General features: G+C 67.5%; 7 protein-coding genes and 3 pseudogenes. 4 read left to right on the forward strand and 6 right to left on the reverse strand.

Annotation, left to right across the window (positions count from 1 at the left end; genetic code table 11):
• Window positions 1-260: 260 nt before the first annotated feature.
• Window positions 261-1,346, forward strand: coding sequence for a Gfo/Idh/MocA family oxidoreductase (locus tag AB0950_RS40120; RefSeq protein ID WP_366780786.1), 1,086 nt, complete (start codon window positions 261-263; stop codon window positions 1,344-1,346).
• A gap of 87 nt (window positions 1,347-1,433) precedes the next feature.
• Window positions 1,434-1,880, forward strand: coding sequence for a hypothetical protein (locus tag AB0950_RS40125; protein WP_366780787.1), 447 nt, complete (start codon window positions 1,434-1,436; stop codon window positions 1,878-1,880).
• Window positions 1,881-2,115: 235 nt separating this feature from the next.
• On the opposite strand, the gene AB0950_RS40130 is transcribed toward AB0950_RS40125, so the two are convergent.
• Entirely contained in the window at window positions 2,116-2,394 is a 279-nt protein-coding gene (locus AB0950_RS40130) for a hypothetical protein (protein ID WP_366780788.1), read from the reverse strand.
• Window positions 2,395-2,423: 29 nt separating this feature from the next.
• Here AB0950_RS40130 and AB0950_RS40135 point away from each other — a divergent pair.
• A pseudogene (locus AB0950_RS40135) lies at window positions 2,424-3,086 on the forward strand (LLM class flavin-dependent oxidoreductase); the annotation flags it as partial.
• A 202-nt stretch (window positions 3,087-3,288) separates the two neighbouring features.
• Here the strand turns inward: AB0950_RS40135 and AB0950_RS40140 are convergent.
• The 4 genes and pseudogenes from AB0950_RS40140 to AB0950_RS40155 form a co-directional block, all read right to left on the reverse strand.
• Window positions 3,289-4,168, reverse strand: a pseudogene (locus AB0950_RS40140) (transposase); the annotation flags it as partial.
• Window positions 4,169-4,424: 256 nt separating this feature from the next.
• Complete coding sequence (locus AB0950_RS40145) at window positions 4,425-4,631, reverse strand: cold-shock protein (protein WP_360160611.1); 207 nt, start codon at window positions 4,629-4,631, stop codon at window positions 4,425-4,427.
• A gap of 156 nt (window positions 4,632-4,787) precedes the next feature.
• Complete coding sequence (locus AB0950_RS40150) at window positions 4,788-5,627, reverse strand: nuclear transport factor 2 family protein (protein WP_366780789.1); 840 nt, start codon at window positions 5,625-5,627, stop codon at window positions 4,788-4,790.
• 402 nt (window positions 5,628-6,029) lie between these two features.
• Window positions 6,030-6,503 (reverse strand): annotated as a pseudogene (locus AB0950_RS40155) (transposase); the annotation flags it as partial.
• On the opposite strand from AB0950_RS40155, the gene AB0950_RS40160 reads away from it, so the two are divergent.
• On the forward strand, window positions 6,427-7,281 hold the full coding sequence (locus AB0950_RS40160) for a LysR family substrate-binding domain-containing protein (protein WP_366780791.1): 855 nt from the start codon (window positions 6,427-6,429) through the stop codon (window positions 7,279-7,281). The pseudogene AB0950_RS40155 and the gene AB0950_RS40160 overlap by 77 nt on opposite strands.
• Before the next feature lie 322 nt (window positions 7,282-7,603).
• Here the strand turns inward: AB0950_RS40160 and AB0950_RS40165 are convergent.
• Window positions 7,604-7,807 (reverse strand): hypothetical protein (locus tag AB0950_RS40165; protein WP_366780792.1); only part of this gene is annotated, 204 nt, incomplete at its 5' end.

The raw sequence follows: 7,807 nt of genomic DNA on the forward strand, positions 1-7,807 counted from the left end.
GAGTACGAACGCGGCTGGTGGCAACAACAGGAAGCCACCCAGCAGCCCGCCTGAAACAAGACCACCGCACTCTACGAAACCCAGGACAGCTCAGTATGCCAGTGCGCCGACTCGTCCACAGGGGCTGCCATCGGTTCCTCCGGTGATACCAGGGCACTTCCAACTGCCTTCTTGCCGGCTTCGACGACCGGTCCAATGATCGTAGGAGCAGTATTCATCAGATACCAGGATGCATGACAGGTACCAGGAAGGGAGCTGCCGTGAAAGAGATCGGAGTGGGGATCATCGGGGCCAGCCCGACCACGCCGAGCTGGGCGGTCACCGCCCACATCCCCGCGTTGCGGGCCCTGCCCGGCTACCGGCTGCGCGCCGTGGCCACCAGCCGGCGCGCCTCGGCGGACGCCGCCGCGGCGGCCTGGGGCGTCGACGCCTTCGACGATGCCCGGGCGCTGATCGACCACCCGGACGTCGACCTCGTGGTGGTGGCGGTGAAGGTCCCCCAGCACCACGACCTCGCGGCACAGGCGCTCGCCGCCGGAAAGATGGTCTACAGCGAATGGCCGCTCGGCGTGAACCTCGAAGAGGCCACCCACCTCAACGAGCTGGCCGCGGCGGCAGGCCTGCGGACCGCCGTCGGATTGCAGGCCAGATTCGCCCCGGCCGTACGGCGCCTGCGCGAGCTGGTCACCGAGGGCTACGCCGGGCGGGTACTGGCGACGACCCTGACCGGGTCCGCCGTGGGCTGGGACGCCGTGACCAGCCGGAAGTACGCCTTCCTTTTCGACGTCACCAACGGTGTCACCACGCTGTCGGTGTCCACCGCGCACGCCCTGGACGCGCTCACCTACGTCCTGGGCGACATCGACCGCGTCACCGCAACCCTCGCCGTCGCACGCCCCGAGGCCCTGATCGCCGAGGAGAACACCACCGTGCCGGTCACCGCACCCGACCAGGTCGCGGTGACCGCGGCCCTGCGCTCGGGCGCCGTCGCGTCCGTCTTCTACCGCGGCGGCCGCTCCCGCGCGGGCGGCCTGCGCTGGGAGATCAACGGCACCTCCGGCGACCTTCTACTGACCAGTGCGTCCGCCGACGGCAACATCCAGAGCACCGAACTGACCCTCGCCGGCGGCAACGGGACCGCCACCGAGGTGAGCCCCCTGACGGTGCCCACTTACCTGGCCGCCGACCTGGCCGCCGTACCTGCCGGACCTCCCCGCAACGTCGCCGCCGTGTACGCGGCATTCGCCAAAGACCTGGCCGAGGGCACCCACGAGGTTCCCGACTTCACACACGCACTGCGCATCCACCAGCTCCTCGCCGACATTGAAACCGCCGCCCGCCACTGAAGAAGGGCAGCTCGGCCTGCTCGAGATCACACGTCCGGCGAAGGGGGCTCGCAGTGGGTCCGCGACGACGTCCTGTTCCTGCACGCCATGCGCTGGCCGGACGAGATCCGCGACCCCACCGAGCTGCTCCCGCCGCCGGTCGAGGTGAGCGACGAAGAGATCGACAGCGCCCTGGCGCTGACGGACACCATGACTGTGGACACGCAGCAGGGTCCCGACTTCGAGGACCGCCACACCGAGGCCATCGCCCAGATCATCGAGGCCAAACGCAAGGCGAAGCCCCTACCCGCAGCCCCGGAGCCGGAGCGGTCGGCTGCGGTGCTCGATTTGATGGCCGCGTTGCAGGAGTCGGTGTCGAAGGTGAAGGCCTCCCGCGGCGAGGAGGCCGGGCCGGCCGAGGTGCACGAGCTGCCGAAACTGAAGCCGAAGACGGCCGCGAAGAAGACCACGGCGAAGAAGACCACGGCGAAGAAGACCACGGCGAAGAAGACGGCCGCGAAGAAGACGGCGAGCCGCCGACCACGCACTGCATAGGCGAGGGCTGCTCGTCAGCTGGCAGCTGGCCTTGCCACGGTCGCATGGGGACTGGCGTCGATCCCGTCATGCGTGCGATGAGCTGCTGGCCGATGGCAAGCTCGGCCGGAGGGACGACCTGGTTCGGATCGCTAGCTTTCACCTCGGCGCCGACCGCACTGGTGTGCGCCATGCGTCAAGCGGTGTTTGCCGCCTCGCATAGACAGTTAGCCAGGAAGGAGCCGTAGTCCTGAAGTCACAGGGCTCCGTCTCTGTTCTGGTGCCTCTGTGCGAGGAGGCGCGCGTAGTCCGCCAGGATCGGCTGCTCGGGGCTGATCAGGGTGTCGGGAATTTCGTCCGCCGCGAAGAAGCGCCACTGTGTGAGCGGGAGAAGGAGCCGCACGGCGGCGTAGTGGGCCGGGACTCTGCGGGCAAAGACCCGGGCTGTGGGGCAGTAGTCGGTGCACAGGGTCGGCTCATGTATGGAGGCCAGCTCCCGGCAGAAGTCACCGATCAGGTGCGGACCGCCGGGCACGAGGAGCAGCCAGTTCCCCTGCCTCGGAAGCCGGGCGCGAGTTCCGCATCCCGCTGCCGAGTGGGGAGAGCAAGCCCATGCGCCTGTCGATGCGCGCCGAATACGACATCCCCGTCTACCTGGCGACCCTCTCGCCGAAGATGCTGCACCTGACCGGTGAGATCGCCGACGGCTGGCTGGGCACCAGCTTCGTGCCCGAAGGCGCCAAGGAGGCGTACTTCGACCACCTGGACCAGGGGCTGGCCACCGCCGGTCGTACGCGCGCCGACCTCGACATCTGCCAGGGCGCCGAGGTCGCCTTCGCCGACGACGAGGACGCACTGCGTGCGATGGTGGCCCGACGCAAGAAGGAGTTGGCCTTCAGTCTCGGCGGCATGGGCTCCGCGACCACCAACTTCTACAACAACGCCTACAGCCGCCAGGGTTGGGCGGAGGTGGCGGCCGACGTCCGGACACGTTGGCAGGCCGGGGACCGGGAGGGCGCCGCCGGCCTGGTCACGGACGAGATGGTGCTTGCGACCACTCTGATCGGAACCGAGGACATGGTGCGCGAGCGGCTGCGCGTGTGGCGCGACGCCGGTGTCGACACCGTGCGCTTCTATCCCGCCGGCGATACCCTCGACGTCCGACTCGCCACTCTGGGGCGGGCGATCGACCTGGTCCGCGACGTCGAGGACGAGGCAGCACAGTAGGACACAGGCTGCCTGCTCGGGAGTGCGGCTGGGGGCCCGCCGTCGTCCACAAGGCTCCCGCGCAGGTCAACCGTGGGTGCTGATGCCGTCCGCGGCGAGGCCTGACATCAGCAGAGTGATCGTACGGAACGTCCTGGTCAGGGCCCATCGATGATCGAGGACGGTGGCGGCGGGTCAGGTGCAGGTCAGGACGATGGCCCGGCTCGGCAACCCAGGCCACGTCGCGGATTTTGCCGTCGGACTCGGCGGCCGGCGTCCAGGGCCGAAGCAGGGATCTTCAGTACGTGCTCGTGGATCGCTTCGGAGACCGTCATGCCGACCGAGTAGGACAGCCACCGGCCTCGCTTCGCGAGCCAGAACACGAAGTCGTGGGTGCCTCCGGCGGAGTCCGTGCGGATCAGCGTCTGCCGCCCTCGCCGGTACTTCTTCGGCAGCTGGGCCAGGGCCAGTTGCGCGGTGGTGATGTGGTCGGCGGCCGTGTTAGAGCCCGCGTTCCCCGGTCTGAGGAGAGCGGCCACCGGCTCTCCGGTCCCCCCCCGGGCCGTGGTAGACGAAGGCCGTCAGGGGGTGATGGCCGTAGGTCTCCTTCCAGGTCGCGGCCGCGTCCTCCTTGTCGGAGTGCGCGATCACCAGGACGCCGTCGAGATCGACCGTGACCTGTCCATCGGCGTCCGGGGCGTTCTTGCCCGCCAACGACCAGACCCGGGTGCGGACTTCGGCCCGTGCGGACCGGATGGCCTGCAGGGCTTTCTCGCCCGAGGCGGCGAGGGCGTCGATCAGGCGGGAGACCGTCGGGTCGGATCGGAAGCGACCGGGCCGAAAACAGCCGGCTCGCACCGCAGCATCGAAACGTCCGCGAGGCAGTCCCCCCAGCACGACCGCCGAGCAAGGTCCAGCAGGACCTTGCTCGGGTCGGGGACGGTCCGCAGCTTGCGCCAGGATGCCAGTTGCGCGGATATCGCCTGGTCAAGGCCGACCTTACGGACCGTCTCCAGCAGTAGGACCGCACCGGCCTGTGAGACCACCTGCCGACCGTCTCCCTGGACACAGACACGGAGGTACGACGAAATAGGCTCCTTCACCTGGAAAGTGCTCTTCCTTGCAGCAAACAGGACCCTCAGGGAGTCCTATCGTTGCAGGTCAAGGGCACTTTCCGTGTTTCTGATCAACTCCTGGACAGCTCACCTCCCGAAAGCGCGAGGTGAGACAACCGCTGTTCTTCCTCGACTGGGTGGGCCGGCACGGCGAGCGGGAGACTGGTCCTGATGAGCATTCTCGCCGCGCCGTCTTGGCTCGACGCAAGCGCACCGGGCGCTGTCTGGGTCGTAGTGCCGGGGGCTACAGCGGCACGACGTTGACAGCCTGTGCGCCCTGGGGGCCGGTCTTGATCTCGAACTGGACTTTCTGGTTCTCCGCAAGTGACTTGAAGCCGTCGTCCACTCGGATCTCACTGTAATGAACAGGGAGTTCCTCGCCGGCCTCATCCGGGATGATGAGACCGAAGCCCTTCGCATCGTTGAACCACTTCACCCTGCCGGTGGCCATGTCCCCTCCAAGAAACGCCAGTTGGCTGCTGTGGCCGGGGGCCCAACAGCGTGACACCACTGCCCGTCACAGTGTGCCGCTGAAACATCTTCCTCCGCGCCCGGTGGCGGTTCCGGCCAAGCGTCGCTGTACTGACCGCAAGATCGGCATCACTAGCTAGTACCAATACCGGGGAGCGTGGAGATTGGCCAGGCCCTGGGCGACGGTCTGAATGTTGCGGATCTGGTTGTCGGCGTAATGCTGAAGACCTTGGCGCAGCTCGGCCGGACGCGGGCTGATCAGGCCGTTGGTGACGAACACCGCCCGGCCCTGGTGCAGCAGCCAGACTTCGTAAAATTCCACGTCGAGCCGCACATCTGGGCCGAAGCCGAGGTTCGCGATGCCTTCGACCGCGAGCGCGTCCGGGCCCTCGACGAAGCATGACAAGCTCCTGAGCTGTGGAGGGCCGACCTGCCGCCAGCGCTGTCGGAGGCTGTCCGTGATCACCTGGCCGCCGCGCATGGTGCCGGCCACGGAGGCGTGCACGGCGTCGGGGGCGTAGAGGCTCGTGAGCGTCGCGGCGTCCTGCATGCTGATGGCGTCCCAGAGCCGCCGGAAAAACGCCTGGCCCGGGGCGGCGGGATCCTGGGCTGGTAACGCGGCGGGCGAGCGTGGGAAGATCGAGCCACCGGCGTGGAAGCGGGCGCGGCCGCCGTCAAGGGCGAAGACGTCGTAGGACGTGGCCTGCGCGAAGCCGGTCGACTGCGTGGACTCCGCGACGAACGAGGTGCCGAGGTCGATGAAACTCTCGACTCCCGTCGTGTTGACAGCGCCGGCGATGCCGAAGAACTCCGCGAAACCAGCCGCGATCGCTTCCGCACCGAGCAGCGTGCGGCCGGTGCCCACCGACAGTTGCACCGCGTCGGCATGGTAGAGCTCACGCAACGCGGCCGTGTCCTGGGCGGCCAGCGCCGCGCACCACCGATGATGGAATACCTGTGCAGACGTCAGCTGCATCGTCCGCCCTCGCCGCTACGCAGAAAAACCTTCACCCCACTCTACAAGTCTGGCTCGCGGGGTGCCGACCGCGAACCAGCCATGCCAGCGCGGCCGATTTCGTCCTCGTCTGCGTCGCCTTGAAGAACTTCGAGGTGGACCACTTGGTCTGGCTGGCGCACAACTGAGGCCAGCCTCAGCGGAAGAACCGTTGTGCTCGCTGGCCTTCGAGACCAACGAAACTGGCACGTCGAGGACTTCACCTCGAAGGTGAAATGCAGCGGATGCTCGGCAGAGGTCGCCCAGGAGGCAAAACAACAGGACAGCGATGGTCGCTCATGCCCTGATTGCCCATCAGTACCTCCCCTCATGAAAGCGCGAGGCTAAGAGGGCGTTTGAAGTAGGCAGATTGCCCTTGATGCCCTAGTACGTCCCTCGCCAGGTGGGCGTGGTCTCGTCCGTTATGCGCCGGGTGAGGTTGTCGACCGAGGCGATGTGGATCATGGCTTCGGAGCTGGTGGTGAGGGTCTCGTAGTCGCGGGCCAGACGGCGGTGCATCATGATCCAACCGATACTCCGCTCGACCACCCAGCGTCTTTTCACGACGTGAAACCCGTGGGTATCCGGGTTTCTGTTGACGACTTCGACATCGATTCCGAGGCGGGCGCCGTGCTCGACGACGGCGTTCTTGAAGCCGGTGTCGACCCAACTCTTGGAGATGGTGGGGTACTTCTCCATCGCCTGGTCAAGGAGGCGCATTCCCAGGGCGTTCTCCGAGAGGCCGGCGGCGGTGACGGTCACGGCAAGGATGAGGCCGATCGTGTCGGTGAGGATGCCGCGCTTCCTCCCGACGATCTTCTTGGCCGCATCCGTTCCCTGGCTGGTCAGGGGAACGTTCGGCGCCTCGCTGTTCACCAGGGATCGCCACGGCGTAGAGCTGACAGACGCGGGCAGGCAACTGCTGGCCGACGCCGGTCCGCTGCTCGCCTCAACCCACGCGGTCCGCCGCCGGGTGTCCGCGGCCGCCAGCGGCAAGCGGAGGCTGATGGTCGGTTTCCGGGCCGGCATTGCAGTCACCCCGGCGGCCCGTGCGTTCGAGGACCGGCACCCGGACGTGGTCGTGGACGTGCAGCGGATCGAAGGGGACGACCAGGCTGCGATGCTGCTCGACGGCCGCATCGACGTCGGCTATGTGCGGCTGCCCATCGACGAGGCCGGCCTGCGCGTCACCCCGCTGTACACCGAGCCGCGGGTAGCGGTACTGCCCGCCGGACACCGGTTTGCCGGCAAAGCGGAGGTCACCGAGGCCGACCTGGCCGGCGAACCGCTGGTCTGGCACGGTGACCCGAGCACGCAGCCCACCGAGCGCCCGCTCCCCAATGCCGGGTACCCGGTGCGCGGGGTGGACGAGACGCTCGAGCATGTCGCGGCCGGCCGGGGCATCTCCTTCCTGGCCCGTTCCGCGTCCGTGTTCTACTCGCATCCGGACGTCGTCTATGTGCCCATCCGGGATCTGGCGCCCGACCAGGTGTGCCTCGCGGTGGCGGCATCTCAGACCTCGCCGGTAGTAGATGACTTCGTCACTGCGGCTCAGTCGACGGCCGAGATCACGGCAGAATGTGGGAACTATGAGATGTGGCAGCTTGGAGGCGATGCCGTCACAAGGCACGCTTGAGCAGGTTGACTGACCTCATTCATCATGCGCTGAAGAGTGAAATGGCCTGACGGAGAAGTGCTGTTGCGGCTGACCTCTGAGACGTTTCCGTTCTTCGGCCGGCAGTTGTCTGAGGGGCCCCGAAGCGCCTGAGACAGGCTGGAAGTACGTGCTGCGGACGCGGCTCAAGTCGGCTGATCGCCGACGGTCTGCCGTTCGTAGTGTCGGGAGCCGGTCCGTGGGATCCAGAACCCGACGGCGGTTTTCAGCCGGACGTGTTGGCTGCCCGCCTTTTGGCCTTCGTTTCGGGCTGGCGTGGCTCAGATGGCCCGCTCGCTGATGATCAGTGTGAATGGTTCAGCTGGCTCGGCCCAGAAGTCAACGCCGTGCTGCCCTGCGAGGAGAGCGCCGCGGTGGACTGGATGAGGGGGTGGCAAGTCTCCGGCTCGTAGAGGTTCTGAAGATGCGCCCACCGCTCACCGAACCACCCGAGCGCCGCCTCCGCGCCCACACCCTCCTCGGGCAACCCAGCCGGCCCGGGCGCCGC

The sequence above is a fragment of the Streptomyces sp. NPDC007189 genome, assembly GCF_040703635.1.
Lineage (GTDB): Bacteria > Actinomycetota > Actinomycetes > Streptomycetales > Streptomycetaceae > Streptomyces.

Bases quoted from the DNA above. Each gene is read 5' to 3' on its own strand.
- AB0950_RS40125 (WP_366780787.1), top strand. From the start codon at position 1,434: ATGCGCTGGCCGGACGAGATCCGCGACCCCACCGAGCTGCTCCCGCCG.
- AB0950_RS40145 (WP_360160611.1), bottom strand. From the start codon at position 4,631: ATGGCCACCGGCAGGGTGAAGTGGTTCAACGATGCGAAGGGCTTCGGT.
- AB0950_RS40150 (WP_366780789.1), bottom strand. From the start codon at position 5,627: ATGCAGCTGACGTCTGCACAGGTATTCCATCATCGGTGGTGCGCGGCG.